General features: G+C 50.4%; 25 protein-coding genes and 1 tRNA gene. 22 read left to right on the top strand and 4 right to left on the bottom strand.

What is annotated here, in order from left to right; translation table 11 throughout:
* The first annotated feature begins 23 nt into the window (after nt 1–23).
* The 11 genes from IPK84_04815 (at nt 24) to IPK84_04865 (ending at nt 12,132) form a co-directional block, all read left to right on the top strand.
* Nucleotides 24–1,139 carry a DUF4921 family protein gene (locus IPK84_04815; protein QQS15654.1) on the top strand — a complete coding sequence of 372 codons (1,116 nt, stop codon included), beginning with the start codon at nt 24–26 and terminating at the stop codon, nt 1,137–1,139.
* A 16-nt stretch (nt 1,140–1,155) separates the two neighbouring features.
* Nucleotides 1,156–1,590, top strand: coding sequence for a hypothetical protein (locus tag IPK84_04820; protein QQS15655.1), 435 nt, complete (start codon nt 1,156–1,158; stop codon nt 1,588–1,590).
* Between the two features lie 182 nt (nt 1,591–1,772).
* Nucleotides 1,773–2,420 carry a hypothetical protein gene (locus IPK84_04825; GenBank protein ID QQS15656.1) on the top strand — a complete coding sequence of 216 codons (648 nt, stop codon included), beginning with the start codon at nt 1,773–1,775 and terminating at the stop codon, nt 2,418–2,420.
* Nucleotides 2,421–2,484: 64 nt separating this feature from the next.
* Nucleotides 2,485–3,237: a triose-phosphate isomerase gene (gene tpiA, locus IPK84_04830; protein QQS15657.1), complete on the top strand. Its 753-nt coding sequence runs from the start codon at nt 2,485–2,487 to the stop codon at nt 3,235–3,237.
* Nucleotides 3,238–3,255: 18 nt separating this feature from the next.
* Entirely contained in the window at nt 3,256–4,185 is a 930-nt protein-coding gene (locus IPK84_04835; GenBank protein QQS15658.1) for a class II fructose-bisphosphate aldolase family protein, read from the top strand.
* An 11-nt stretch (nt 4,186–4,196) separates the two neighbouring features.
* Nucleotides 4,197–4,532: a hypothetical protein gene (locus IPK84_04840; protein QQS15659.1), complete on the top strand. Its 336-nt coding sequence runs from the start codon at nt 4,197–4,199 to the stop codon at nt 4,530–4,532.
* 49 nt (nt 4,533–4,581) lie between these two features.
* A complete protein-coding gene (gene gap, locus IPK84_04845) occupies nt 4,582–5,571 on the top strand; it encodes a type I glyceraldehyde-3-phosphate dehydrogenase (GenBank protein QQS15660.1) in 990 nt (329 codons plus the stop codon).
* A 98-nt stretch (nt 5,572–5,669) separates the two neighbouring features.
* On the top strand, nt 5,670–7,268 hold the full coding sequence (locus tag IPK84_04850) for a D-aminoacylase (protein QQS15661.1): 1,599 nt from the start codon (nt 5,670–5,672) through the stop codon (nt 7,266–7,268).
* 141 nt (nt 7,269–7,409) lie between these two features.
* Entirely contained in the window at nt 7,410–9,938 is a 2,529-nt protein-coding gene (murD, locus tag IPK84_04855; protein ID QQS15662.1) for a UDP-N-acetylmuramoyl-L-alanine--D-glutamate ligase, read from the top strand.
* Nucleotides 9,939–10,014: 76 nt separating this feature from the next.
* Nucleotides 10,015–11,178, top strand: coding sequence for an NADP-dependent malic enzyme (locus tag IPK84_04860; protein ID QQS15663.1), 1,164 nt, complete (start codon nt 10,015–10,017; stop codon nt 11,176–11,178).
* Nucleotides 11,179–11,211: 33 nt separating this feature from the next.
* On the top strand, nt 11,212–12,132 hold the full coding sequence (locus IPK84_04865) for an NAD(P)/FAD-dependent oxidoreductase (protein ID QQS15664.1): 921 nt from the start codon (nt 11,212–11,214) through the stop codon (nt 12,130–12,132).
* A 35-nt stretch (nt 12,133–12,167) separates the two neighbouring features.
* Here IPK84_04865 and IPK84_04870 read toward each other — a convergent pair.
* Nucleotides 12,168–12,239 (bottom strand) — tRNA-Arg (locus tag IPK84_04870).
* 161 nt (nt 12,240–12,400) lie between these two features.
* On the opposite strand from IPK84_04870, the gene IPK84_04875 reads away from it, so the two are divergent.
* From IPK84_04875 to IPK84_04915, 9 genes are all read left to right on the top strand, one after another.
* Nucleotides 12,401–13,168: an energy-coupling factor ABC transporter permease gene (locus IPK84_04875; GenBank protein QQS15665.1), complete on the top strand. Its 768-nt coding sequence runs from the start codon at nt 12,401–12,403 to the stop codon at nt 13,166–13,168.
* Nucleotides 13,152–13,469 (top strand): PDGLE domain-containing protein, encoded by a 318-nt coding sequence (locus tag IPK84_04880; GenBank protein QQS15666.1) that lies wholly within the window; start codon nt 13,152–13,154, stop codon nt 13,467–13,469. The genes IPK84_04875 and IPK84_04880 overlap by 17 nt, the downstream gene beginning before the upstream one ends.
* A gap of 9 nt (nt 13,470–13,478) precedes the next feature.
* Nucleotides 13,479–14,138, top strand: coding sequence for a hypothetical protein (locus tag IPK84_04885; GenBank protein ID QQS15667.1), 660 nt, complete (start codon nt 13,479–13,481; stop codon nt 14,136–14,138).
* 12 nt (nt 14,139–14,150) lie between these two features.
* The gene (locus IPK84_04890; protein ID QQS15668.1) at nt 14,151–15,305 is read left to right on the top strand and encodes a glycosyltransferase family 4 protein; all 1,155 of its coding nucleotides are present in this window, start codon (nt 14,151–14,153) and stop codon (nt 15,303–15,305) included.
* A gap of 109 nt (nt 15,306–15,414) precedes the next feature.
* Nucleotides 15,415–15,969: an AAA family ATPase gene (locus IPK84_04895; protein ID QQS15669.1), complete on the top strand. Its 555-nt coding sequence runs from the start codon at nt 15,415–15,417 to the stop codon at nt 15,967–15,969.
* A 319-nt stretch (nt 15,970–16,288) separates the two neighbouring features.
* Entirely contained in the window at nt 16,289–17,248 is a 960-nt protein-coding gene (locus IPK84_04900) for a hypothetical protein (protein QQS15670.1), read from the top strand.
* Nucleotides 17,249–17,412: 164 nt separating this feature from the next.
* A complete protein-coding gene (gene gatB / locus IPK84_04905; GenBank protein ID QQS15671.1) occupies nt 17,413–18,894 on the top strand; it encodes an Asp-tRNA(Asn)/Glu-tRNA(Gln) amidotransferase subunit GatB in 1,482 nt (493 codons plus the stop codon).
* A gap of 148 nt (nt 18,895–19,042) precedes the next feature.
* Nucleotides 19,043–19,519: a hypothetical protein gene (locus IPK84_04910; GenBank protein ID QQS15672.1), complete on the top strand. Its 477-nt coding sequence runs from the start codon at nt 19,043–19,045 to the stop codon at nt 19,517–19,519.
* Between the two features lie 52 nt (nt 19,520–19,571).
* Nucleotides 19,572–19,775, top strand: coding sequence for a hypothetical protein (locus IPK84_04915; GenBank protein ID QQS15673.1), 204 nt, complete (start codon nt 19,572–19,574; stop codon nt 19,773–19,775).
* A 216-nt stretch (nt 19,776–19,991) separates the two neighbouring features.
* Here IPK84_04915 and miaA read toward each other — a convergent pair whose 3' ends face one another.
* The gene (gene miaA / locus IPK84_04920) at nt 19,992–20,954 is read right to left on the bottom strand and encodes a tRNA (adenosine(37)-N6)-dimethylallyltransferase MiaA (protein QQS15674.1); all 963 of its coding nucleotides are present in this window, start codon (nt 20,952–20,954) and stop codon (nt 19,992–19,994) included.
* 91 nt (nt 20,955–21,045) lie between these two features.
* Between miaA and IPK84_04925 the strand changes: the two genes are divergently transcribed.
* The gene (locus IPK84_04925) at nt 21,046–21,507 is read left to right on the top strand and encodes a hypothetical protein (GenBank protein QQS15675.1); all 462 of its coding nucleotides are present in this window, start codon (nt 21,046–21,048) and stop codon (nt 21,505–21,507) included.
* Between the two features lie 102 nt (nt 21,508–21,609).
* Here IPK84_04925 and IPK84_04930 read toward each other — a convergent pair whose 3' ends face one another.
* Nucleotides 21,610–22,152, bottom strand: coding sequence for a hypothetical protein (locus tag IPK84_04930; GenBank protein QQS15676.1), 543 nt, complete (start codon nt 22,150–22,152; stop codon nt 21,610–21,612).
* Complete coding sequence (locus IPK84_04935) at nt 22,047–25,283, bottom strand: DNA polymerase III subunit alpha (protein ID QQS15677.1); 3,237 nt, start codon at nt 25,281–25,283, stop codon at nt 22,047–22,049. The genes IPK84_04930 and IPK84_04935 overlap by 106 nt, the downstream gene beginning before the upstream one ends.
* 270 nt (nt 25,284–25,553) lie before the next feature.
* Here IPK84_04935 and IPK84_04940 point away from each other — a divergent pair, with 270 nt between their 5' ends.
* The gene (locus tag IPK84_04940; protein ID QQS15678.1) at nt 25,554–26,087 is read left to right on the top strand and encodes a hypothetical protein; all 534 of its coding nucleotides are present in this window, start codon (nt 25,554–25,556) and stop codon (nt 26,085–26,087) included.
* Nucleotides 26,088–26,244: the final 157 nt, after the last annotated feature.

Consider the following 26,244-nt stretch of genomic DNA (forward strand, 5'->3'; position numbering starts at 1 on the left):
AACAGCAGCAGGAGAATGAGCGTTTGTCGCAAGAAGTGATAGATTGCGGACGGAATTTCGAGCGGAGAATTTTGAAGTATAAAACAAAAACCGTGGACAAGGATATTTACAACGAATCAGAACAAAGTGCGCTGAACTCGGCGCGTCCCGTGTCCGAATTGCGGCAGGATATTGTGACGGGGGACTGGGTGGTTATTGCGACGGGGCGAGCCAAACGTCCGGATGAGTTTGCGCATCATGATCACGAGGCGAGCGATGTCGGTATCGAGCACTGTCCCTTTGAGAATCCGGAAGCGACCGGGCAGGAGAAGGACGTCTTGATCTATGCGTCGGGAGATGACCATTGGACGCTTCGGGTTTTCCCGAACAAGTATCCGGCGTTTTCGCGCGGAAAAGTGCCGCGACAGATGGGCGAAGGCCCGTATTTTTCGATGACGGGTTCCGGATATCATGAACTCTTCGTGACGCGCGATCACTACAATCAACTGGCGACCATGGAATCGTGGCAGGTGGCTGAGGTGCTCGATGCTTACCAGGACCGATATCTCTCGCTCATGAAGAAAAAGAGTGTGAACTATATTCAGATATTTCACAATCACGGCAAGGCTTCTGGCGCGTCGCTCCCGCATCCGCATTCGCAGCTCATGGCGATACCGGTCGTGTCGCCCTATATTCAGTTGGAACTCAAAGGCGCGGAGGCGTATTTTCGCAGCACGAAGAAAAAAGTGTATTCCGTAATGGCGGAGTATGAGTGCGATGCGAAAACTCGGATAGTGTATGAGAATGACCGATTTGTAGCGTTCTGTCCCTATGCGTCCCGTGCAGCATTTGAGGTGTGGGTGATGCCGAAGAAATCATCGCCGTACTTCGAGCGGATAACCGATGAGGAGAAACTTCTGTTAGGTGAAGCACTTCGCGCGGCGCTCTTCTCGATATATCGCGGACTTGATGACCCGTCATACAACTTCTATCTTCATACAGCGCCATGTGATGGACGGGATTATCCACACTACGGCTGGCACATCGAGATCCTGCCGAAGACATCCATCTGGGCGGGATTCGAACTCTCGACCGGCATTGAAGTCTCTTCCATTGAACCCGAAAAAGCAGCGGAGTATTTACGTGGTATGCTTTCTTAAGTTCTCGGAGAAATGTATGGATCTCCTGTTTCTTCTTAGTGGGCTCTATCTTTTTATTGCAGGGATTCTTTCATGGGCATTGTTTTTTATTACTCGAGAATCTCCTCGAGAATTTCTCTTGCTAAATGCAAAGAAATGGATTTTGTGGTTTTTTATTATCATATTTCTGCCGTTTCCCGTGTACAACTTTTTGTGTGGAGGATTTCTTCCCATTGGAGAGAATATTCTTGAGAGTATTTCCGAGGTTGAGGGTGAAAGTATTCAGAGTTGGATATTTTTTCTCTCAACAAGCGTAGCATATCTTGTTTTGAGCTATGCATCTGCCGGATTTGTGTATAGTATGCTTCGTCGTGTGAGTAAAAGAGATGAAGCGGCATGGATATCAATATCTTCGGCGTGTGTGCTTATGGTCATCATTTACCTCTCTACCTTTCGGAGTGTATCTTGTTAGTTTTCTATGTTTCATTTCTACATCTATGTGGTATGTGGTTGCCAATCTGAAAATGAAGCTGGTATCGAAGGCTGAAAACCTGGAGTATCTCGGCGCACTTGCGGAAGCATTGAAAGGATGTACTGTTTTTTTCGGTTTTTGATGTGGGACGGTTAGAGATAGGTATCTTTAAGAGGGTTTTTATGAAAGTACTTGTTTCCAGAGACTCAATAGTGCTTCAGTTTCGCTTTTTTAAGGTCATTATTCCGAAACGGGATAACGTTATCTTTTATCATGTTCAAGATCTCAGTAAGACAGTAGGCATACCTATTCAACTGATGATTCTTCCGGAAAAATATACAGTCAGTTTCTTTGGGAGAATAGTTCTATCGTTCTTTTATCTTTTCGAATTTTCTAATAGAACAGTATATATACCTCGATCACTAAATTATATACATCCCGATCAAAAGGATTTTCACTCGAAGAAATTTAGTTTGTTGGAGTCGTTAGCTATTCCGCCGCTATCTGCTATGTTTAAAGTTGAAGGAAAAGAGCGTATATCGGACACTCTTAATGATCTTGACGTTTACGGATATGATGTAAAGCAAGTCTTACAAGACTTCCAGGTTTGGCTGGAAGCTCCTCTTGAGAAAAAATTCATTCTTGGTACAGTAGAGAGAAGGAACGATCGAATGATGCTTGTTCTTGTATCGGGGATACCTTTCTTATTGGGATTTTCCTTCCTTTTTATTGTTCGAGGAAATTTTGAAGATATTTCTGTGCCCATAATTTCGTCTTTGATAGTGGCTTTCGTGATGGCTGTTTTCTATGTTCTTTTGAGAAGGAAATAGGGGCTTAATAAAATGAATAAGAACATTTCTTGTGACTTATCATTATCTTGTTGCTAATCTGAAAATGAAACTGGTCTCGGAAAAGGAAAATACCGAGTATTGTGCGGCGCTTGCGGAGGAGCTAAAGGGTTTGAAGAGCAAGAAGGATGTGCGCATGATACTGTGTCCGTCGTTTCCGTTTCTTGGGGATTTCAAGAAAAAATTACCAAAAAGCGTGGCACTTGGTGTGCAGGATGTGCACTGGGAAGACCGGGGAGCGTATACGGGTGAAGTGTCGCCGGCTTCGCTTTCTGATTTTGGAATTTCATATGCGATCGTGGGGCACAGTGAACGGCGGGAATTCTTCGGTGAAACGGATGATATTATAGCGAAGAAACTGACTGCTTGTTTGCGAAATACTCTGCAACCGATACTCTGTGTCGGTGAGACGGCGGCGGAGCGGGCGACCGGAAAGACGTTTGCTGTGATACGCCGGCAGATCGAATCGGTGTGTGCCGGTCTTTCTCCGGAAGCATTCAGGCGTGTTATCATAGCGTATGAACCGCGCTGGGCGATCGGCGCCGACCACACTCCTTCCTCGAATGAAATTTTGGAAGTACTGATTGCGATTCGTCGCACTGTTGTAGAACTGTTTGACCGAGAAAGCGCGGATGCGCTCCCGATTCTCTACGGAGGATCGGTATCGGCGGGGCGGGCGGAGGATATTTTCCATACCTCCGGGCTCTCCGGCGTGCTGATTGGTCGGGAAGGTCTTGTGCCGAGAGAGATAGTGAAGATTGCGAGCCTTCTTTTGAAGGAAGGAAAAAAGTCTGAATAATTCGGTAAGGGAATGCATATGATAGCAAACGTAAAGGACATTCTGATGCAGGCTCAGGAAGGCGGATATGCCGTGGGCGCTTTTAATACGGTGAATCTTGAAACAACGCACGCGATTCTCCACGCGGCGTCCGAACTCCAGTCTCCGGTCATTGTGCAGATGACGGAGAAGACGCTGGACTATGCCGGGGGGCGAGCGATTTATCATTTGGTGCGCGACCTCGCGGAGTGTTACTACTCGAATATTCCCGTTGGCATTCATCTTGATCATGGTAAGAGCTATGAGCTGGTTGAGCGGGCGGTTGATATCGGCTTCACATCGGTCATGTACGACGGCTCTCGCAAGAAATATATCGACAATGCCGCGATGACGAAGCGAGTCGTCGATTTGTGTCATGGCCGAGATGTGTGCGTACAGGGCGAGCTCGGCAGTGTTCCTTATATCGGAGAGGCATCAACGCAGACGATTGTCTGGGAAGAATACATGACGGATCCGGAAGAGGCGTGCCGGTTTGTCGAGGAAACGGGTATCGATACGCTGGCTATCGCTATCGGAAATGCCCATGGATTTTTCCCGGAGCGTCCCGAGCCGGACTATGCGCGTCTCGAAAAACTTCGCAGATGTGTCCGTGTGCCGATCGTGCTTCATGGGGCATCGGACTGGGAAGAAGATCGCGTATCCAAAGTGATCGGGCTCGGCGTGTCGTGTTTCAATGTCGATACGGCGATCCGGCTGAGTTTTTTGAGTCAGTTGTCGCAGACCCTCGCAGGTGGCGATGAGACGGATATCCGAAAGGCGCTCGGCGCGGCTCGGCGAAGTGCCGAAGCGGCGGTATGGAAAAAAATCGAATCTTTCGGATCGGCAGGAAAGGCGAAGGGCAATGCGAGAAAGTCACACAGTGACGACGTCCAACTTGATCCGATCGCAGAGAATATCCAGGGGGAATAAATAAACGCGTTATGACAAAAAGAAAGCTTGCATTATTGCTTATTTTTCCAACGATTATTGTTGTGAACATAGTATCAATTATTGCGGTATCGCTTATTTTTCATGATTCTGACGCATCAGGTAAGATAGGTCTTTTCTCTCCAGCGCTGTTCCAGATCTTTTGGCTTACCATTATAGCGTTTTATAGTGGCTTTGATGTGCTGGGTCCTAGTGAAGTTATTCCATCTCCAAATGTATTAGGTTGGTTTTTGGCTCTAATTAGTTCGTTGGCTACCTTTGTGGCGTACTACCTTCTTTCGTCCACGATTGCCGGACTCTGGTTGAAGTACAGGTATCGAAAAATGTAAGCGGATTTTCTGTTCCATGCGGGTTTTCACGAGAATTAAATTTCTTTTTATGAAACGAATTGCAATTAACGGGTTTGGGCGGATCGGGCGGACGGTATTTCGGATTCTGTCGGAACGGGCTGATGCGGAGATTGTGGCTGTGAATGACCTCTCGGATGCGGCGACACTCGCGCATCTTTTGAAACACGATACAGCATTTCGCACGTTTTCTCATTCGGTTTCTTCGAAAGAGGGTATGCTAGTGGTGGATGGCCAAGATATTCCGGTATTGTCCGAGCCGGATCCGGAGAAGCTGCCCTGGGGTGATATGCGGGTGGATGTGGTCCTGGAGTGCACGGGGCGATTTGTAAAAGGGGAGGCGGCCGAGAAACATATTACGGCAGGCGCGAAGAAAGTCATACTCTCGGCACCGGGGAAAGGCAGTGATATCCCGATGTACCTCATGGGAGTGAACGACGATGCGTATCAGGGCGAGAAGGTTATTTCAAATGCTTCGTGTACCACCAACTGTCTTGCGCCGGTCGCGCAGGTGATGCAACAAGCATTCGGCATCGAGAAGGCGATGATGACGACCGTGCACTCGTATACGGCTGATCAAAACCTGCAGGATGGACCGCACAAAGACTTGCGCCGGGCGCGAGCTGCGGCGCAGAATATCGTGCCGACGACGACGGGCGCGGCGATTGCCATTGGGGAAGTCGTGCCTGAAATACGCGGAAAATTCGATGGTCTGGCAATACGTGTGCCAACCTCGGTGGTATCCTTGACGGACTTTACCTTTGTGCTCAGTCGCGACGTGACAGAGGAAGAGGTGAATGCGGCACTGGAAGTGGCGTCCAAAACGGATCGCTTCAAGGGCATTCTTGAGGTAACGAGCGAGCCTCTGGTCTCTTCGGACTTTATCGGAAATCCGGCATCGTCGACGGTGGATCTCTCGCTTACCAAGGTGGTTGGCGGCAATCTCGTCAAGGTGGTTGCCTGGTATGACAATGAGTGGGGTTATTCCGAACGACTCGCCGATATGACGATGATGGTGTAGTGTTGTCGTTCGCTGTAGAGAATTCCTGAATTTCCATTTCTTGTGCCGGCTTTTGGGTAGATATTTAGAAAGCAGACAATCAAACAAAAGAAAGTCGTATGTACGATATCATCATAAAAAACGGAGCGGTGCTTGACGGGACGGGTGCGCGCGAGTTTGCGGGCGATATCGGGATCAAGGAAGGATTGATTGCGACGATCGGTAATCTGAATGGCGAACAAGCCGAGAGAATTATTGATGCCAAGGGCATGTATGTCGCGCCCGGATTTGTGGATATTAACAATCACTCGGATACGTATTGGCAGATATTTTTGAATCCCGACCTTGAGAGTCTTGTGAGGCAGGGAATCACGACGATTGTCGGCGGGAATTGTGGGTCTTCTCTTTCGCCTTTGACGGATCAATCCATGCTGCAGTCCATTCAGAAATGGACCGATATTCGGAACCTCAACCTGAATTGGCTGTCGACAAAAGAATTCTTGGAGGAAGTCGAACGCAGGGATCTCTCGGTTAATTTCGCGACACTCTTGGGTCACGGGACATTGCGGCGCGGTTTCGTGCATGATGAGTCGCGCCCGCTCCGAGCGGCCGAACTTGCCGGTATGGAGAGAATGCTGAAGCAATCGATGCGTGAAGGGTCGCTCGGTATGTCTCTTGGGCTGGCATATGTGCACGGGCGCCATGCAACAGAGCATGAGTTGTCGACACTTGCGAAAGTAGTCGGGAAATACGGCGGATTCTGTACGGCGCACCTGCGGAGCGAAGGAAAGGAACTTCCGGAAGCGATTGCAGAAGCGATTACTATGGCACGAAGCTCGGGTGTCCGCCTCCATATCTCGCATCTCAAGGCAGTCGGGAAGCGATACTGGGATCATATGGAGCGCGCACTCTATCTTCTCGACGCGTCCGATTCCGAGGGAGTCGACGTATCATTTGATATCTATCCCTATCGGTCCACCGCAACCGTGCTCTACACGATTCTTCCCACTTGGATAACCGATGGCGGAAAAAAGATGATGTTCGAGCGACTGCGAAATCCCGCCATCCGGACCGAGGCGATTCATGACCTCCGAGAGGAACACATCGACTACTCCTCGGCAGTGCTCTCGCTCTCCTCGCTGAACAAAATGATTACGCGTACTAACGTGCTGGAAATGGCGCACGCTCAAGGGAAGTCGCCGGAAGATGTTATTTTCGACGTGCTCCTTGCTTCGGATGATCGAGCTATCGTATCGCTCGACGCGCTTTCCGAAGAGAATATTGAGAAGGGGCTTCGTCACCCGTTTTCCATTGTCAGTACAAATGGAACCGGGTACCCGGCGAATTATTCAGGAACAGGCGAGTCTATTCACCCGCGATGTTTCGGGACATTCCCGCGGGTGCTCTTCCGCTATGTCCGTGAGCGAAAGCTTCTCGGTTGGGAAGAAGCGATTCATAAAATGACCGGCAAGCCGGCAGCGAAAGCAGGCATCGAGAAACGCGGCACGATCGCGGTTGGAAATCACGCCGATATCGTCGTGATCAATCCGAACGAAGTCGAGGATCATGCAACCTCGGAGAATCCCTATCAGTATCCGTCCGGCATCCCATTCGTTCTTGTCAATGGTAAGATCGCTGTTGACAGCGGAGAATACACAGGGAATCGATACGGAACCGTGCTGCGCCGCACCGGAGGGCTTCTGGAACGGTTTTGGTAGGGAACGTCCTCTTAACAGAGCGAACAAGAATGGGAGCGTGTTCATAACGCTTTTTTTTGTTTCATTTTCTGGCCGGATCCCAGCTTGATTTGAAGGGGGTTTTGGAGGTATGGTTGGGATATTGACATATTCCTTAGCACTATGGCGGATCGGACGAGGGCGACGAAATTTGTGTTTGATTCGTACGCGTTTTCTCTCGAAGAAAAGAGAGCGTCTTTTACGTATCGGATGGAATTTGAGAATCGGGAGCCGATGATCTTTATCGATGAACTTTTTTTCCCTGAGCTTCCCGAAACAATGCGCGCTTCGGAGTCATTGATCGATGCGGTGTTGCGCGGGGTGCATATCGCACTTGGCGTGAGCTATTACAAGCTCTCGTGTCCCGTTGATATTGAAGTGTCCCATGCGCTTTCGGAGAAGCAGGCGGTGTTTTGGAATACTGTTTACCGCAAAGGACTGGGCGAGTTCTTCTTTCGAAACAACATTGATCCGCGCGGGAGAATAAATTTCCCATTTGATAGAAGTCTTTCGCCGGGGAGTTTTGCGGTCGATGTGGAAGATCGGGCGCTTCTTGGTATCGGCGGCGGAAAAGACTCTATCGTTGCCGGAGAGCTTCTCAAAAAGATGAATGTTTCGACGAGCGCGTTTATATTTGAGACCGGTGAGCCGGTTCCGCTGGTGGAGAGAGTTGTTGAAGAAATGGCACTGCCAACAGTGAAGGTGCGGCACGTGCTCGACCGGAAAGTCTTTGACGGATATGAGGGGTCATACAACGGACATGTGCCATTTTCGGCGATGGTTGCATGGACGGGGTATTTAGCGGCGGCCCTCTGTGGCTACCGGTATGTTGTTGTGGGAAATGAGCGAAGCAGCAATGTCGGCAATGTTGACTATTTCGGAGAGACGGTGAATCACCAGTGGAGCAAGTCGGTTGAATTCGAGACAATGTTTCAGGAATACGCGCGAGAATTTCTATCGCCGGATATCGTGTACTTCTCGTTGCTTCGTCCGTTCTATGAAATTCGGGTTGCTGAAATGTTTTCTCAATATGATCGATATTTCTCGCTGTTCTCAAGCTGTAATCGGAGCTTCAGAGTGCGAAAGCATCGTCCGGAGACACTCTGGTGTGGCGAGTGTGCAAAATGCGCATTTGTTTTTCTCTTGCTTTCGGCGTTTGTTAAAAAGGAAGCGCTCGTGGGCATCTTCGGGAAGAATATGCTTGATGATGAGGCTCTTCTTTCTCTCTTTGGCGATGTGCTTGGCTTCGGCTCGATGAAGCCGTTTGACTGCGTGGGTACGTTCGAAGAAGCTCGGGCGGCGCTCTTTCTTTCACGGGAGCGATTCGGAACGAGTCGCGTTTCGGAAACATTTCTTTCGAGTGTCGACCATCCGGAGCAGTTGGTTCGAGAGAGTATGCGGTTCTTTCGAGCGGAGACGGTTCCGGCACGGTTTCTCTTTGCGGGCGCGAAGAATGCGCTCATTCTCGGATATGGTAACGAGGGAAAATCAACCGAGCGGTATTTGAAGCAGCATCTGCCGCATCTCCCGATCGGCATCGCGGACAAGAGTGCGGATGACTCCTATCTCGACCGTCAGAAGGAATATGATGTGGCGATAAAAACGCCCGGCATGCCGAAGCGGCTCGTGACGATCCCTTATACGACGGCGACGAATATATTTTTCTCTCAGACAAAAAATCTCACGATTGGCGTGACAGGAACAAAAGGGAAGAGTACGACCGCCTCTCTCATCAATGCCATCCTGCGCACTGCGGGACGGAAATCGCTGCTTCTTGGAAATATCGGACAACCGCTTCTTTCGGCATTCGACACCCCGCTTGATCCGGCCACAATTATTGTTGCGGAACTCTCCAGCTATCAGCTGGACGATGTCGAGTACTCTCCTCATATCGCCGTTCTGCTCAATCTCTTTTCCGACCACATGAATTATCACGGAAGCGTTGATGCGTATCATGAGGCGAAGCGTAACGTCGTGCGATTTCAAAATGATCGGGACTTCGCGGTATACAATGAAACGAATCCGAAGCTCTCCGAGTGGGTACGTGAAGGAAAAGGGAGACCAATCCCGATTCATAAGAGTGGAAGAGGATGTGAAACATACGAAACCAAACTTTTGGGGGCGCACAATGCGGAAAATATCCGCGCGGCGGTTTCAGTGGCTCGCCTTCTTGGTATTTCTGAGGAAGCTATTCGAGAGGGGATACGGATATTTAATCCGCTTCCGCATCGCTTGGAGCGCGTGGGAGAATTTCGCGGCATCACATTCTATGACGATGCGATCTCAACGACGCCGGAGTCGACCGAAGCGGCACTCGAAGCGATTCCGAACGTCTCGACAATTCTATTGGGCGGCGAAGATCGTGGGTATGATTTTCGCCAACTGGAGCAAACTATTCGCGCGTGCGGCGTAAGAAATATCGTCTTGTTTCCGGAGAGCGGGAAGCGGATACTTTCTTCGTTCGAAGGTCTCACTGTGCTCGAAACAGACAATATGGAAGCGGCAATCCGTTTTGCCTATAAGCAAACACCGCCCGGTTCGATTTGTCTTCTCTCAACGGCCTCGCCGAGCTATTCTCTCTGGAAAAACTTTGAACAAAAAGGCGATGAGTTCCAACGATTGGTGAAGAAATTTGGCGAGGATATTTCTTGAAGCGGCGCGAATTGATCTCGAATATTTCCAGTGGTACACTGTACGGACATAAAGAAAATCCTCTGAAGAAAATCGTATGGAAAGAGATGATATAAAACAGCGCGCTCTGCTTGCGCACAAGAAGTTGCGGGGGAAGATAGAAGTGGTTTCGAAAGCAAGAGTCAAAAAGCCGGCCGACCTCAGCGTGTACTATTCTCCCGGCGTTGGCGCGGTATCGTCTTATGTGGCGAAGTTTCCGGAAAAGGCACGGGAGTATACGATTCGGCGCAATACGGTTGCAGTGGTGTCGGATGGCTCGGCGGTTTTGGGACTGGGGAACTTGGGACCTGTTGGCGCGCTTCCGGTGATGGAGGGCAAGGCGATGCTTTTCAAATCGTTTGCAAATGTCGATGCATTTCCGATCGTGCTCTCGACGCAAGACGTAGATGAAATCGTTGAGACGGTTGCCCGTATAGCTCACACATTTGGCGGAATCAATCTTGAGGATATTGCTGCGCCGCGTTGTTTTGAAGTTGAGTCCAGACTCAAGCAATTGCTTGATATCCCTGTTTTTCACGATGATCAGCACGGGACGGCAATGGTAGTTTTGGCGGGGCTTCTCAATGCGCTTCGCGTAGCGAAGAAGAATCTTGAGTCTGTGCGTATTGTTATCGCAGGTGCGGGCGCTGCGGGGAACGCTATTGCTGAGCTTCTCCTTTTGGGCGGTGCGCAGGATATCATCCTCCTTGATAGCAAAGGGATTCTTTCAAAGAATCGCGATGATTTGAATGTTCCCAAACAGGTTCTTTTGGCGAAAACAAATCCCCGAAATATCGCAGGCGGTCTTGACGAGGCATTGCTCGACGCGGATGTTTTTATAGGTGTATCGAAAGGGGGGACGGTGACATGTGCGCAGGTCGCTTCTATGGCGGAGCGGAGCATTGTGTTCGCACTCGCAAATCCTGTGCCGGAAATCATGCCGGATGAAGCAAAGAAAGCCGGGGCATTGGTCGTGGCGACCGGCCGATCGGATTTCCCCAATCAGCTTAATAACGTATTGGGTTTCCCGGGGATATTCCGCGGCGCGCTCGACCATCGTGTCCGGGATATTACGAATGAGATGTTGGTGGTTGCGGCGAAGAAGTTGGCAAAGTTGGTTGTGTCGCCAAAACCGAACATGATTATTCCATCGCCTTTTGACAAGCGTGTCGTTCCGGCGGTTGCGAGTGCTATCCGGGAGAAAAAGCCGCTTCATTCCTAACCCTCTTCATTCTTTATTATTTTCTCTACCTCTATGTACGATCTCATTATTATCGGGGCGGGTCCGGCGGGACTCTCCGCATCCGTCTATGCATCCCGCTATGGTATAAAACACGTGATTCTTGGCGAAGTGGCCGGAGGACTTCTCACGCAAACGTTTGATGTGGGGAATTGGCTCGGAACGGAAGCGATTGGCGGACAGGCATTTGCGGACAGTGCTGAGAAACATGCGAAGAGCTATGGCGTCGAGATTTTGCCGCTTACCGTGGAACACATTGAAAGGCAAGGGGATGCTTTCGAAGTTTCCGCTTCCGGGAAGCTGTTCCGGGCAAAGACCGTGCTTGTGGCAACGGGAACAAAGCATCGACACCTTGGCGTCCCCGGAGAACAAGAGTTTGCCGGAAAAGGCGTGTCGTTCTGTCCGACATGTGACGGGTTCTTTTTCAAAGGAAAGCGCGTGGCAGTTGTGGGCGGCGGAGACAGTGCGACCGAAGCGGGGGTCTACCTTGCCGATCTCTGCTCCGAAGTCTTTGTGATTGTCCGAGAGAAGGCAATGATCGCGGAAAAATTTTGGCAGAATCTTCTTCTCTCCAAAAAGAATGTGAAGGTTATTTTCGGAACGAATGTAAAAGAAATTCGCGGGAGCGGAAAAATGGAATCATTGCTCCTGGATACGCCGTTCGAAGGAAGTGAAACGCTTTCGGCAGACGGCTTGTTTGTCGAGATCGGGCTTGCGCCGAATACGAAACTTCTCGCCAATATCGGCGCAAAGCTCGATGAGCGAGGATATGCTGAGACGATGCCGGATCAAAGTGTTGGTGTACCGGGCGTTTGGGCAGCGGGCGACATTACAACCAATTCCAATCGATTCTGCCAAATTGTAACCGCCGCTTCCGAAGGAGCCATCGCCGCAAAGAGCATTCTCGACTACCTCCAGCGCCAGGGAGCGAAGTAACTAAAAATCCCGCTGAATGCGGGATTTTTGAGATGTGTCCCGAGAGGGAATCGAACCCCCATCCCTGGTTCCGAAGACCAGTGCTCTATCCGTTGAGCTATCGAGACAAAAAATTTCAAACGGCGAACGAAGCTCCGCCCTCTCTTGTTGTAGGGCATATTTGCCGGAGAGTCAAACAGCTGCGCGGGATTGTGGCTCGGAGTCTTCCTGGGTATACTGGAGTAGTGATGGGGAGTTTTTTAGTTGTAGTTTGTAGTGTTGAAAATCTATGCATCTTCCTGATGGGTTTTTGAATAATGGGACAGCGGGGAGTCTTTTGGGTGCGGCTGCCGCCGCTGTTGTCTTTGCGGCAAGCAAGGTGCGGTCAACTTTCTTGGAGAAGGTGCCGGTTTTGCGTGCGAAGCTCGCTACATTTCCGGATTTTGGAAGTTCATCTGCTTTTAGTATCCGACGGCAATTCTCAGAAAGAGGGCGAGAGAAAATGTGGCGTATGGCATCGATTGGCGCGCTTATCTTCTCGGCGCAGATGGTGAACTTTCCCATAGGCGGTGGGACATCCGGTCATGTGATTGGCGGAGTGATTGCCGCGCTGGTTGCGGGGCCGCTTGAGGGGCTCCTGGTCCTCACGGTAGTGTTGATTGTGCAGGCAATGGTATTCGGTGATGGCGGAATACTTGCGCTCGGAGCGAATATTTTCAATATGGGTATTGTCGGCGGGCTTGGCGGGTATGCGTTCTTTCGCTTTTTGTCACAGGGTAAAGATGTGAAACGGCAGTTTCTGCGCAACGCATTTGTGGCGGCATGGATGTCGGTTATTGCGGCGGCTGTCGCCGTTTCTCTTGAAATCGCCATCTCCGGGACCGGGCCGCTCTCGGTCGTGCTCCCTGCTATGACACTCGCGCATATCGTGATCGGATTCGCGGAGGGAGTGATAACTGTATTTATTCTGGCGTTCCTTTTAAATCGCGGATTTTCGCTTTCTGCTCTTGAGAGACCGGCTTCTGATGAGATGGACGACTATGTTGCCAAAGAATAATACATGGGCATTACTCTTCGGTGTTGCTCTGGGCGTCGGGGGCATGTTGTCTCTCATCGCTTCCTCTTCTCCGGACGGATTGGAAAAAGTCGCTGAGGTCCACGGGTTTCTCGATCGGGGAATTGTGCTATTTTCGGCGCCACTTACCGACTATTCTTTTTCGTTCGTCGGAATGCGAAATGGCGTATTGTTAATATCGTTGGCAAGGATTCTCGGCACCGGGATTGTTTTTCTTGGACTCTTGTTTCTTGGGAGAGTACTTTTCTTCCCCGCGTTTATCCTGCGAAGACGGCAAAAATGAAGAAGAGGAATGTGGAGTCTTGCAGAGCGTTCAATTCATTTGACAACAACTACGGTTATGGATCTGCGTGAGTTCATCCTTTTGTTTCATCGATATCGGATGGTTTTTCTTGGAACGGTCGCACTCTTCATCGCCATTGGATTCGTTGCATGTGCGTTGCAGCCAGTTCGATACGGAGCGGAAATTACAATGAATGTTGCGCGGTCGGGTATTCGTGCGACGAGTGAATACTCATATGATGACTTCTATCGTTTGCAGGCGGATGAGCGGTTTGCGGATACGGTTGTTCGATGGCTTGAGTCTCCAAGAATTGTTGGTGATGTCCTCAGCGAAGCGCAGGTGTCGGAAGGCGTTTCGTTTGATGCGGGGAGACTTTCATCACAAGTAATTCGTATTCGGTATACGCTGCGTGATGAGGCAACGTCGAAGCGCGTGGCAACAGCGATATTTAAGGTCCTTAATCGGGAGACGGAATCGCTCAATCAGAATCGTTCGGAAGACGGATGGTTTACGCTGGTCGGCGAGACGCCGGCGATATATGATGCTCGGGTGAATATGGGTCGAGCGCTTGCGATAGCGGGCGCTCTGGGCGTCTTTTTCGGATTCTTCTCGGTGCTGTTTCGGTGGTATTGGGATGGCGCTGTGCCAGCCAAGTCGAAGAAAGGTTGAACGAATGTTTCCATGAAAATCGGGATTGATATCCGCTGCCTTATCGGAGGGAAACGGACAGGCGTTGAAGAATATACGTTGGAATTGCTGGAACATCTCTTTGCGACGGATCGCGAGAACGAGTATGTTCTTTTTTGGAGTGCGTGGAACTTGCCGGATTGTCCTCTTGACTGGGATCGGCGCTTCCCGAATGTCCGGCTCGTTTCATTTAAAATTCCGAACAAGCTATTGAACTTCTGTCTCTGGTATTTCCGCTTTCCGCATCTTGACCGGCTTATTGGCAATGTCGATGTCTTCTTCATGCCAAATTTGAATTTCGCGGCGTTTTCTCGAAAAGTGCGAGTGGTGCTCACGGCACACGATGTGTCTTTCGAACGTTGTTCCGAGACATTCTCATGGAAACGACGACTGTGGCATTCGTTTGTGAATTTTCGCCGGCTGGCGCTTCGAGCAGACAGAATAATCGCCGTGTCGCAATCGACTGGTGATGATGTCATTGAAGCAATTGGCGTATCTCCGAAGTCGGTGAATGTTATACGAAGCGGCATATCGGAACGATTCCGCCGGATGGATCGGAATGATTCCGCGCTGCTTGAGGTGAAGCGGCGATACGGTCTGCCATACCGCTTCGTTCTTTTTGTCGGAACGATCGAACCCCGGAAGAATATCGTGTCGCTTGCCAGCGCTTTCGATTCTCTGGTTGCGAATGGTGAAGCACTGGACTACGATCTGGTTATCGCCGGGACCAATGGTTGGAAATGTCGCAATATATTGGAGACGATAGACACGCTTCCATCGCGTTCGCGCATTCATCTTACGGGATTTGTGCGTGATGATGACAAACCGGCACTCTATACTCTCTCAAGTATTTTCGTTTTTCCGTCACTTTATGAAGGGTTTGGATTCCCCGCGCTCGAAGCGGCGGCGTGTGGCGTTCCGGTTATTGCCTCGAATACGTCGTCTTTTCCTGAGACGATCGGCGCCGGCGCCATTTTAGTCGATCCCTTGCGCCCGGATGATCTCGAGCGCGCTCTGCGGGAATTGCTCCGGGACAAATCACTTCGAGATGAGGTGGCAAGGCGAGGAGAGGAATGTGCGCTGAAATTCAGATGGGCAGATGCTGCCCGGAAAACACTCGGCGTGTTTCGAGATGCTGCTCGTTATTAGCTCATGAGTCTGCTTCTCCGGGGTGGAGTTGCTTCTTCTGGGGAGATCGGTTTATAGTAAGAAGTGCTGTTATCGGACCCTCTTGGTTTCTTGTTGTCAAACTGGTTCTATGGTACGGAAAAAATGCATTGCATTCCTTGGCATGCCCGGAAGTGGCAAGACAGAGGCTATTTCCTATGCGCAGGAGAAATATTCTTGTCCGAAGGTATATTTCGGTCAAATAACATTCGACGAAATGAGGAAACGGAAGCTTGAACCGACGCAGGCGAATGAACGTCTGGTTCGCGAGGAGCTGCGCGACACATTCGGCGAAGATTACTATGCGCAAGAGATTGTCAGACGAATCGAAGGACTGGGAGATGTTCCCTTGGTACTTATTGAGAGCCTGTATAGCTGGACGGAGTATGAAGTGTTGAAAAAGAGATTCGGGGATCAATTTTGTACAGTTACTATTCATGCGGCGCCCGCTGTCCGGTATGCTCGGCTTGCACAGAGAAAGGAGCGTCCGCTCGGTCAAGAAGAAGCCGAATCCCGTGATATCGCCCAACTGAAACGGCTTGATCAGGGTATGCCCATCGCTCTTTCAGACAGAGTGATCGAGAACGATAGCACGGTGGACATACTGCATGAGCGTATTGATGCCGTGATGAGATACATGCTCTGAATGCTTCGTTGAGAAGTTGAAAACGGTGTTTTTTGCTGTTGCTTATAGAATGCGGAGCATGTGAGGTGGGAGGAGAAATACTTGGAAATTTCTTTATTTGTCTGTTTATATTGACATTTTGTATTGACAAATTTCTTGATATGAGGTAGCCTCCAAATACAAAAACAAAAAGGTGGAATGCATTTGCACCTTCCCAATTCGTGTGTGCGCCGACGGTGGCGTTCTGCGTGGGAAGGTTTTGTTTTTTTGAAACGTTTCCTTGGTAAATAACGCAGAACGTCATTGGGGCGTTCACAATCTGGACCTAAGGAGGTCTGCTATGAGAAAGTTTATCTTGGCGGTGATTGCCGCTTCAGCTTTGCTGGCTTCGGGATTGGCTGGTGCTTATGAACTCAGTCCGCCAATCGTGAGTGCGAGCGAATTTTTGTCTGGCGTCGTTCAGCAAGTAGAGAAGAGCAAGCGCGCATTAGCGGCGGAAGACTTCCCGCCAATTTCCACGTACCAGCTCAATGGACAGGCCTACTGGTATATGTTGCCCAGTGAGCAGTGTACCTATGGTGGGTATCCAACAGTAGATGAGTTAACGGTTCTTTTGAAAGATCCGTCGGCTCCGCTTCTGACCGAAGATGGACCATTGGCGCTGATCCATTGTCCGGACGAAGACATCATTGTCCGCGTCGAGAAAGGTCCATACCAAGAACTCCTCCAGGAATATGCTGCTCCGGATGAGTCAACGGTCGAGAGGGATGGGAAGGTATTCTCAGTTACTCTCTCGAGCTGGCCGCTTCGGAATAGCTACGGGTACGGAGGAACCGTACTCAGCGCGGCCTATGTGGTGGCGACAAATATAGACGATGGGATTCAACTCACGCATAATGGGGCGGAAGCGTTCGTTACGATGACTCCTCAAAAGCTCTTTGAGCTGACGGGATTGTCAACGGAAGATCTGCCATGTCAGGCGGGAGCAAAGGTTTCATTGTCATTGATAGCTCTCTTGAATCAAGCGAGCTATTCCCCCGAGAAAACAGGAGATGCATACGTTTCCACTTCGCTCAAAGATCTCCTGCAAGGAAAGAAGGTTTCATTGATGATTCCACTGAATCGAGAGGGTTATTTCCCCGGGGAAACAGGAGATGCATACGTTTCCACGCTGCTGAGAGATCTCCTGCAAGGAAAGAAAGTTAACATAAGGGATCGAGCTAAACCGGTATCATGTAACGGTGGTCTATACAACGTGCTGAGTCCCGTTTTCTCTTCGGGGAGCGATGGATCCAGCTGATGCTCGAAGCTTTTTTGTATAGTTGGGTGAGGATGGCGCAATGCTTTCTTCACCCGTTTTTTATTGAAGAGTTTACTTTTTTGAGGAATTTTGTTTATATACGAAGTGGAAGTACAAGTCGTTGCTGTTTTGCTGCAAGTGACATACCCGTTTGTTTTGTTGCTATGAAATACATTCCGGTTATCGGCATGGAAGTGCATGTCGAGCTGAAAACGAAATCAAAGATGTTCTGTTCGTGTCCGAACGGGCAGGGGCTGGAGAAGGAACCGAATACACATATTTGCCCTGTGTGCACGGGGCAGCCGGGGACGCTCCCGGTACCGAATCGCGCTGCGATTGAATCGGTGCAACGGGCGGGACTCGCACTCGGCTGTTCGCTTCGATTGGAATCGAAATTCGATCGCAAGAACTATTTCTACCCCGATCTCCCAAAGGGGTACCAGATATCGCAGTATGACAAGCCGCTTTGCGAGGCTGGCGCACTCGTGATTGATGGCAAAACGTTTCGCGTGACGCGCATTCATCTCGAAGAAGATACGGGAAAGCTCTCTCATGCAACGGGCGGCAGCAAGGCGACATTGGTTGATTTCAATCGTGCCGGGGTGCCGCTTATGGAGCTGGTGACGGAGCCGGACTTCGAGAGCGGCAAGGAAGCGCGCGCGTTTTGTCAGCGGCTCCGGCAGATTCTCCGCTATATCGGTATTTCCGATGCGGACATGGAGAAGGGACAGATGCGGTGCGAGGTGAATATTTCTCTCTACAAAGAAGGTGAGGATCGCTTGAGCGGAACGAAAGTCGAGATAAAAAACCTCAACTCCTTCCGTTCGGTTGAACGCGCGGCTGACTATGAAATTGTGCGTCAAACAGAAGTCTTGCAGGAGGGAAAAAAGGTGACGCAAGAGACGCGCGGATGGGACGAGTCACGCGGCGCAACCGTGTCTCAGCGAGCGAAGGAATCGGCGCATGATTACCGATATTTCCCGGAGCCGGATATTCCCGCGCTGGTATTTTCGGAAGAACATGTTGAAATGCTCCGCCGGAGTCTCCCCGAGCTTCCGGAGGCAAAAGAGACTCGATTTGTCGAGGAATTCGGACTGCCGAAAGCGGATGCGGTGGCATTGGTTTCCGAACGAGATATCGCCGATTATTTCGAACAAGTGACGAGCGAACTTCTTGAAAAGAAAGCTTCGGGAGAGGCAAAGAGCGATGCAAAAAAGCTCTTGAAATTGGCAGCAAACTATTTTCTTACCGAGACGCGGAAGTTCCTCTCCGAAAATGGAAATGATATGCGAAGCGTTCTTGTGACGCCGGAAAACTATGCGGAATTTATTGGGTTGGTAGCGGATGGCGCGGTCAATTCGAGCGGCGCGCAGACGGTGCTTGCCGAGATGATGAAGGGTGGCGATAGCGATCCGTCGCATATCGTCGAACGACTCGGGTTGACACAGACCAATGACGAAGAATCCATCGTTGCCTTTGCGGAGGAGGCTCTTGCTGCCAATCAGAAGTCGGTTGATGACTACCGGAGTGGCAAGGAAAACGCGCTCCAGTTTCTTGTTGGCCAAGTGATGAAGCTCTCCAAAGGAAAAGCCAACCCGGAAATGGCTCGCGAAGTGCTCCTCAAGAAACTGAAGGAGAAAATTTGACAGATTGATTCCGAAGCGTACAATAGACGGCAATGAATCCGAAGCGGAAAATTTGCGGAGGAGTTTTGAGAAAAGCGTGAAAGTCGCCCCTTGGGGCGATTTTTTTGTATCTTAACAACTTTTTTGTATGGGAACCGGAGGTGTTTGTATGAGTGATTTTCGTGAAGTGCTCGCTGCTTTGCTGGGAGGGGAAGAACATGTGCCGCTTGAATTTCCGGAGTTTCAACCGAATATCTGGTGGCACAAAGGGGTAGATTTCCTTACCTACGAAACGCGAGATTGCTCATATGTTCGAGAGTCATTTGGCTGGTATTGTTCGGTACTTTTGGCAGGAGGGCATAAACAGAAATTTGTCGGTGTTGTTATCGAGCCTTTTAGTGTGTGGGTAGATATCATCCGAAAGACCTATCCGGGTATCGGTATCGACGGAAGAGATTTTCCTCTCTGGCCTCTTATCGAACTCGCAACCGGCAAAGACTGCCTCTTTCCTCGAGTGTCGCAAAGAAGGGTTCGCGCTGTACTCCCAAAGATTCGCGAATTCGTCGGTATTGTTACAATTCCGTTTCAAGTGCTGCAGGAGGTTCGCTATGATTACAAAACAATGCCCTCTGTTGCAAAGGGCTAATCTTCAGGGTGTTTGTGATTACCCGACCCTGCTTGAGAGATTTCCTGCTCGTATGCGGGAACATTGTGCTAACGATGGTCAATGCCTGCTTCGACAGGTGAAGGTTCTTGGTTCGGATGATGAAGTAGATGGAGGCATTAATATCGTTCAAGGGCAGGAATTGACTCGGGAATACTCATACCGAGGCCAAGGAGTTTCCTCTCAGCGCATGGGTACGAGTATATGGTGGCATATTCGCAGTTTCGCTATTCCATGATGGGATATTGGGATATGCGGAAACTATGAATAAACAAAGGCTCGGCAATACCGCGGTATTGCCGAGCCAATTCTTTTGACCCCCTCTCTTTGCGTGGAATTCACTCAAACGGGATATTGAGGACCACTCCAATGTTTGAATGCGATGCTTTCAGAGAAAGCGAGGCTCCTTTCCCTATGGGTATGGAGAACGATGGGCGCCTATTCGTATACATTGTCAAACAGTGCGCTTCTCCTCGAGGTACGTGTTGATTTTCTGGGCGGCTTCTGTTGCTGTCTTGACAACTGTGAGTGGCGCGCCGAGTCTTTTCCATCGGCGGATCCATGTCATTTGGCGTTTGGCATAGTGAACACTGTCGAAGAAGAGGCGTTCTTTCATCCCCGCTTCGTCGACCATTCCTCGGAGGAATCGCGATATCCACCGGTATTCGAGTCCGAAACTGTCGAGACGTTCCCATGAGACGCCATTTGTGTGGAGTGATTCGACTTCTGCAATCATGCCTTGACTGAATCGTGCCTCGAGCCGGGCGCGTATTCGCGCATCAAGGATATCTTTCGGTGGGCAGAGAGCGATGGTATATGGTTGAATTGCTTTATGGTTGAATGGTCGGGCGTTTTTTGGAATTGGATCTTCTTTCTGATTCTTAATGCTTGATTCTTGATTTTTGTCTTTCGCTATTTCTATGGCGCGGATCAATCGTCTGGGGTTTTTTCGGTCGATTGTCTCGGCGCGCGCCGAATCGAGTTCTTGAAGTATCTCGAAGAGTTCCTCGGGAGTTTTCCGCGAAAGTTCCATGCGCAGTGACGAGTTGGGCGGGGTATCGGGGAGCGCTTGATTTTCGATGAGCGCCTGAATCCAAAACCCCGTGCCGCCACAGACGATGGGGAGTTTGTCTCGACTTGCAATGTCTCCGATTGCCGTGCGCGCATCGCGGAGGAAATGCGAAATATTGTAGTCGTCATTTGGGTCGGCAACGTCAAGGAGGTGATGTGGAACGATCCGCTGCTCTTTCTTGGTAACCTTGCCACTTCCGATATCCATACCGCGATACACTTGCCGACTGTCGGTGGAGATGACTTCGCCGTTCCATTGCTTTGCCGCATCAATCGCCAGCGCCGACTTTCCCGACGAAGTCGGCCCGAGGATGACGACGAGCTTCGATGATTTTAATGTTGACATAAGAGCTTAATTCGTGTAGAAGAAAATGGATGAGTTAGGTTTCTGTTCCTTAACCCTGTTGCTATTTGCAACATTACTTGGAGACTTCGAGATGACCCCAGATCAAGTGGCAAGAGAGAATCATGAATTTTACTATGTAGCAGTAGCGATGAGTCTTTGTTCGACGGCTTTTCCTGATTTCGGTCAGGCAGTTGTTCATAGTCTCTACGACGAGAGCGGACTTGCTCAGTTTGGTGTTGAATTTTCTCATTATTCTGGCTACATTCGCATTGATACCTCACAAATTGGAGAATGTTTTCGCGAAGGACTGGCAAATGAAGTTTGGAGTGGAATCTTTGGTCGCATGGTGTGTGCAATACCATCCTCTGTTTCCGGTGAAATGAATACGGAAGTGGTCTTGAGAGAAGGTATTTATAGATTTACATTCAAGATCATTCAGTACGAGCGCGATGCAGAACATGGGTGGGAGATTATCGATGATCCGCTTCCTTTGCCTGATGATGAGAAGCTTGGTCGCGTTGTGAATCTTTGCATTACTATTGATCATAGTTAATTAAGTACGTGTTGAGAACTCCTCTCCTCGTCGGAGTTTCTAAAGGGACTCTGACGAACAAAACCCTATCACATCCCGGGCAGTGCGCTGCTTGGGATTTTTCTATCTCGTTTCTACTTTCGGGGTATTTTCTTTAAGAGTCTCAGTTGTTTTCGGTGTTGCATCAATAGAAAAATGGGTCTCTATCGTTTTTCCGCGGAGGCGGATGCAGACTTTTGTGTCTCCTGTGGGCAGTCGCTTTAGGGTGTCGGCGAGGTGTTCGAGAGTCTTTTCGGTGGCAGTGTCGTCGAGCGTTATGATGATGTTTTTGTTTTGAATGGTTTGATTGTTGGATGGCTGAATGGCTGAATGGCGTGATGGTTGAGTGGTTTTTGTTTCCTCGCTGTCTGTTGTCAGTTGCTTGTTGTCAGTGGTTTGTTGCGGGTTGTGAGTTGCCTCTCGCTCTTTGTCTGATTCTTTATTTTGTATTCCTAATTCTCCTACCGGTTCTCTCGGTTGTCCGTATTTTTTCCTTGTGAGGATCGCACGTTGCCAGGTCTCTATCTCTTGCGGCGAGATGCGGTCGGCGCGCTCGACCAGGATTGTTGGTGAGCCTTCTCGGAGGAAATCTTGACAGTGACAGTGACCATCTGTTCGGCGACCCAAAGGTACTCGGTCTGCTCGGCAATGCGCGGGAAGACGACGGCTTCGATCCGTCCGGTCGTATCTTCGACGGTGGCGAAGTACATCGTCTTCTGGTCTTTGGTATAGGCTTTTCGGAGCGCGGAGATGACGCCGCCCACCTGCGCGATCGCGCCTTCGGAGAGCTTTTCGACTTCGTGCACGGGCGTTGCGATTTCCGCAAGATATTCTTGGTAGTCGCTTGCCGGATGATCGCTCACATAGAGTCCGAGGAGTTCTTTTTCCCACTGGAGTTTTTCGTGCTTGGTGGCGGGGGCAACCGGCGTGAGGCGGATAGCGCTCTTTTCGATCGGCATGTCGCGGAAGAGGCTCATCGAATGCGTCGCCTTAGTCTTCTCGCTGTTCTTTGAGTACAACAAAATGGTGTCGACGCTCTCAAGGAGGCTCTTGCGTTCGCCGAAGGCGTTGAGTCCGCCCACTTTCGCGAGCGCTTCGATGGATTTTTTGTTGAGGTCTTTGGTGCGGACACGTTCGATGAAGTCGGTGAGGTCTTTGAATTTTCCGTTTTTCTTTCGCTCGCGAACGATTTCTTCGGTGACGGTCGCGCCCACATTTTTCACGGCATTGAGTCCGAATCGGACGCGCTCGACACCGTCGTCTCCGCGGATGACGGCGAATTCCTCGAAACTCTCATTGACCGATGGCGGCAAGACTTCGATACCCATGTCGCGCGTCTCGGCGACTTCGATCGAGACGCGGTCGGAGTTGCTCTGATCGCTTGTGAGCAGCGCCGCCATAAATTCCGCCGGATAGTGCGCTTTGAGATAGGCGGTTTGGTAGCCGATGAGTCCGTAGCAGGCGGCGTGAGATCGGTTGAATCCGTAACCGGCAAAGGGCTCGATGAAGGCGAAGACTTTTTCAGCGATAGTCTTTGAGATGCCTTGCTTGACGCAACCGTCGATGAATTTGATTTTCTGTTCTTTAATGAGCTCCAAAATCTTTTTCCCCATCGCTTTGCGGAGTACATCCGCTTCGCCCAGAGTGAATCCGGCAAGATCTTGCGCGATGCGCATGACTTGTTCCTGATAGACGGCGACGCCGTAGCTCGTGCCGAGTATGGGCTCGAGCTTTGGGTGAAGGTACTCGACGGTCTTGGTGCCGTGCTTCCCGGCGATGAAGTCCGGGATCCAGTCCATGGGACCGGGGCGGTAGAGGGCGACCATGGCGATGATGTCTTCGAGGACGGTCGGCTTCAATTGTTTGAGGTAGCGCTTCATGCCGTTTGATTCGAGCTGGAAGACGCCGGTCGTGTGCGCTTTCTGGAGAAGAGCAAAGGTTGCTTCGTCGTCGAGCGGGAGCTTATCCATAATGTCGGCGGTCGAAACGGTGTCGGGATTGAGTCCGAGTTTTTCGGCGAGGTGTTCGAGCTTGCCGAGCGCCTTCAAAATACGGATGGTGTCTTGAATGATGGTGAGGTTTTTGAGACCGAGGAAGTCCATTTTCAAGAGGCCGATTTTTTCGACGTAACTTGATTTGGTTGAAGAAGAGTATTGCGTCACGATGCCTTCTTTGGAACCGGAAATATTTTGAATCGGCGTGTATTCGGTGACCGGGTCTTTGGTGATGACGACGCCGCAGGCATGCATGGAGGCGTGCCGCGAGAGACCTTCTATCTTCTTGGCGACGTCGATGAGGCGTTTGGCGTCGGGGTCGCGATCGTAGAGCGCTTTGAAATCGGGCGCTTCTTGAAGTGCCTTTTCCATCGAGTGGAACTGTGGGATGAGCTTGGCGACGGTGTCGCAGAGGCTGTAGGAGAGTCCGAGGGCGCGGCCGGCGTCGCGAATCGCGGCGCGCGCCGCCATGGTTCCGAAGGTGATGATCTGTGCGACGTGGTCGTTGCCATAGCGTCGACGGACATAATTCAAGACATCGTCGCGGCGGTTGTCGGCGAAGTCCATGTCGACATCGGGCATAGAAATGCGCTCCGGATTGAGGAATCGCTCGAAGAGGAGATTGTATTTGATCGGATCCATGTTGGTGATGCCGGTCAAATAGGCGACGAAACTTCCGGCGGCGCTCCCTCTTCCGGGGCCTACGACGATGCCTTCGTGCTTTGCCCAGTTGACGAAGTCTTGAACGATCAAGAAGTACGAGGCGAAGCCAGTTTTCTCGATCACACCGAGTTCGTACTCCATGCGCTCGCGGTGCTGGTCGGTGATATCGGTACCGAAGCGCTTGGCAAGCCCCGCTTCGCAGAGTTCGCGCAGATAAGCTTCAGGAGTCTTGCCGTCGGGCACGTCGAAATGCGGGAGCTGGGTTTCTCCGAGTTTGATGTGAACATCACAGCGGTCCGCGATTTTCCCGGCATTTTCGATGGCCTCCGGAATGTCCTTGAAGAATGCCTCCATGTCTTCGGGCGAACGGAGCGAGAGGTCGAGGTGTCGAAGCGAGAGTCGGTTTTCGTCGGAAACTTTTTTGTTGTCGCGGATACAAAGGAGGATATCTTGGAGATCGCTGTCTTCGGGGCGGACATAGTGCACATCGTTCGCCGCGACGAGCGGAATGCCGGTTTCTCGCGATATCTGGACAAGTCCGGTATTGGCAACAATTTGATTTTCGTAGTCGCCGTGCGGTTGGAGTTCGAGGAAGAAGTTGCCTTTGCCGAAAATGTCTTCGTATTCGAGGGCTGCTTCCCGCGCGCGCTCTTCGCTTCCGGCGATGACGAGCGACGGCACTTCGCCGGTCACCGATCCGGAAAGAGCAATGATGCCCTCATGGTATTTCCGCAAGAGTGCCTTGTCGACGCGCGCTTTGTAGTAGAAGCCCTCGATATGCGACTCGGAGATGATCTTCATGAGATTCTGGTAGCCAGCTTGTGTCTCGGCGAGAAGGACGAGATTGGAGCGGCGGCGGTCTTCGATCGAGACTCGGCTCCTCATATTTGCCGTCACGTAGATTTCCGCACCGATAATCGGCTTCATGTCTCGTTCTTTTGCTTTGATCGAGAGCTCGACGGCGCCATAAAGCGCGGTGTAGTCGGTGATGGCAAGTGCGGTCATGCCGAGCTCTTTGGCGCGGTCAAGGAGCGCGTCAATGCGAGCAGGCGCGGTGAGAAGGCTATAGTGCGAGTGAACGTGGAGATGTGCAAAAGGCATGGAGGTCGTTAGTAAACGAAAACTCTGTGAAATTTTTACAACGTGATAGACTAAAATTGGATAGCGAGGGAATTTCCCTCACATAAAATCTTACCGTACCGAGCAGCGAGAGGGAAGTCTTGACAAGATTTTTTCATCGGAGTGTTTTGTGGTATACTCCTCCCAGTAGTTGTAGTAATTGAGAAATTATCGTTTTGCAACCGGAGGGAACTCTTTCTCGAAGGTTTGTCTCTGCGGAAACGAATATATAATTTGTAAAACAAAAACGTCATGTCGCTTCAGCTTCCTTCGAGATCGAACAAAGTGTTGTTCTGGTCTCTTGTTGTGCTTGCAATTGCAATGGTGCTTGCTGTCGCCTTTGCTCTCCGAGGGTTCAATCGCGAAATGGGGAGAGAGGATATGTCTGTGAAGATTTCAGATTCCCCTCAGGGTGATGTGACAACAGGACCTCTTTCCGAGGTTATGACCGAAGAAGTGTTGATGGATTGGAGGCGAGATGAGAAAAACCGCATTGTTATTACCGGAAAGGTTATAAATGTGCAGCCGATTCCTGAGCAGAAAGATGTGAAAGGTATGGAGCTTGAACTCCTTGTCTCTCCAACCATTGATCCGGCGATCTATGCCGCTCCGGACAAAGTCTATCGGTTCTTTCTCTCCGAACGGGACACAGAAGGGTTCTTTGAGGGCATGAAGCGAGATGACGTACTTTCCATTACCGCACAATCAGCTCCTATGGACGATGCATATGTGATTGCGGCAAAGATGGAGAAGAGGGAGGGTATGGAGGGGGAGGATTATCAATAGGGAGTTGGTTGTGAAGTATTGACACGAAGTCTTTAACTCTATCAAAGCTGCTATGAAGAAATTTTGTTCAAGTGCTACCTCTGTTTGGTTGAAGTGCTCTTATTTGAAGCGGGGAGGCATTGTTTTCATTTTTTCCCTCGGTTTTTTTTCTGCTGTG

The sequence above is a fragment of the Candidatus Moraniibacteriota bacterium genome (genome assembly GCA_016699875.1).
Classification (GTDB): Bacteria; Patescibacteriota; Minisyncoccia; order Moranbacterales; family UBA1568.

What these genes read in the sequence shown, in the direction of transcription:
- IPK84_04820 (QQS15655.1), top strand. Translation starts at nt 1,156, where the DNA reads ATGGATCTCCTGTTTCTTCTTAGTGGGCTCTATCTTTTTATTGCAGGG.
- IPK84_04825 (QQS15656.1), top strand. Translation starts at nt 1,773, where the DNA reads ATGAAAGTACTTGTTTCCAGAGACTCAATAGTGCTTCAGTTTCGCTTT.
- tpiA (QQS15657.1), top strand. Translation starts at nt 2,485, where the DNA reads ATGAAACTGGTCTCGGAAAAGGAAAATACCGAGTATTGTGCGGCGCTT.
- IPK84_04835 (QQS15658.1), top strand. Translation starts at nt 3,256, where the DNA reads ATGATAGCAAACGTAAAGGACATTCTGATGCAGGCTCAGGAAGGCGGA.
- IPK84_04840 (QQS15659.1), top strand. Translation starts at nt 4,197, where the DNA reads ATGACAAAAAGAAAGCTTGCATTATTGCTTATTTTTCCAACGATTATT.
- gap (QQS15660.1), top strand. Translation starts at nt 4,582, where the DNA reads ATGAAACGAATTGCAATTAACGGGTTTGGGCGGATCGGGCGGACGGTA.
- IPK84_04850 (QQS15661.1), top strand. Translation starts at nt 5,670, where the DNA reads ATGTACGATATCATCATAAAAAACGGAGCGGTGCTTGACGGGACGGGT.
- murD (QQS15662.1), top strand. Translation starts at nt 7,410, where the DNA reads ATGGCGGATCGGACGAGGGCGACGAAATTTGTGTTTGATTCGTACGCG.
- IPK84_04860 (QQS15663.1), top strand. Translation starts at nt 10,015, where the DNA reads ATGGAAAGAGATGATATAAAACAGCGCGCTCTGCTTGCGCACAAGAAG.
- IPK84_04865 (QQS15664.1), top strand. Translation starts at nt 11,212, where the DNA reads ATGTACGATCTCATTATTATCGGGGCGGGTCCGGCGGGACTCTCCGCA.
- IPK84_04875 (QQS15665.1), top strand. Translation starts at nt 12,401, where the DNA reads ATGCATCTTCCTGATGGGTTTTTGAATAATGGGACAGCGGGGAGTCTT.
- IPK84_04880 (QQS15666.1), top strand. Translation starts at nt 13,152, where the DNA reads ATGTTGCCAAAGAATAATACATGGGCATTACTCTTCGGTGTTGCTCTG.
- IPK84_04885 (QQS15667.1), top strand. Translation starts at nt 13,479, where the DNA reads ATGTGGAGTCTTGCAGAGCGTTCAATTCATTTGACAACAACTACGGTT.
- IPK84_04890 (QQS15668.1), top strand. Translation starts at nt 14,151, where the DNA reads ATGAAAATCGGGATTGATATCCGCTGCCTTATCGGAGGGAAACGGACA.
- IPK84_04895 (QQS15669.1), top strand. Translation starts at nt 15,415, where the DNA reads ATGGTACGGAAAAAATGCATTGCATTCCTTGGCATGCCCGGAAGTGGC.
- IPK84_04900 (QQS15670.1), top strand. Translation starts at nt 16,289, where the DNA reads ATGAGAAAGTTTATCTTGGCGGTGATTGCCGCTTCAGCTTTGCTGGCT.
- gatB (QQS15671.1), top strand. Translation starts at nt 17,413, where the DNA reads ATGAAATACATTCCGGTTATCGGCATGGAAGTGCATGTCGAGCTGAAA.
- IPK84_04910 (QQS15672.1), top strand. Translation starts at nt 19,043, where the DNA reads ATGAGTGATTTTCGTGAAGTGCTCGCTGCTTTGCTGGGAGGGGAAGAA.
- IPK84_04915 (QQS15673.1), top strand. Translation starts at nt 19,572, where the DNA reads ATGCGGGAACATTGTGCTAACGATGGTCAATGCCTGCTTCGACAGGTG.
- miaA (QQS15674.1), bottom strand. Translation starts at nt 20,954, where the DNA reads ATGTCAACATTAAAATCATCGAAGCTCGTCGTCATCCTCGGGCCGACT.
- IPK84_04925 (QQS15675.1), top strand. Translation starts at nt 21,046, where the DNA reads ATGACCCCAGATCAAGTGGCAAGAGAGAATCATGAATTTTACTATGTA.
- IPK84_04935 (QQS15677.1), bottom strand. Translation starts at nt 25,283, where the DNA reads ATGCCTTTTGCACATCTCCACGTTCACTCGCACTATAGCCTTCTCACC.
- IPK84_04940 (QQS15678.1), top strand. Translation starts at nt 25,554, where the DNA reads ATGTCGCTTCAGCTTCCTTCGAGATCGAACAAAGTGTTGTTCTGGTCT.